General features: G+C 39.8%; 1 pseudogene. It reads right to left on the minus strand.

The features are described from left to right. A pseudogene (locus ELQ06_RS08565) lies at nt 1-367 on the minus strand (flagellin); the annotation flags it as partial.

The following is a 367-nucleotide window of genomic DNA, read 5'->3' on the forward strand; positions in this document are numbered from 1 at the left end:
GCTGTTTCAGCTATATCCATCACCGCCATAGCACCCTTAAGTGTGGTAACACCTGCTGTTTCATCTTTTACTCCAAAAGCAGTTGTTTTCATAGTTGCAAACTGAGAAAGTGTTGAACCACTTGAAAAACCTGAGCCTGCAGAAACATTATATACCTTAGAAAGTTGCGAAGCAGCTGAAATAGTTATTGGATTAGTAGTAGTAAGCACAGTAGAATAATTCTTACCACTACCTACAGAATAACCTGAACCTGCCGAAAATCCACTTCCTGCAGCACTCATATAAGCGCTAACAGAAGAAGCTCCAGCTAACATAACTCCTTTATTTACAGAACCAAATCCCATAGCATCAGCGATATTAGCATCAA

This window comes from Campylobacter sp. CH246 (assembly GCF_004378835.1).
In the GTDB taxonomy this organism is placed as follows: Bacteria; Campylobacterota; Campylobacteria; order Campylobacterales; family Campylobacteraceae; genus Campylobacter_D; species Campylobacter_D jejuni.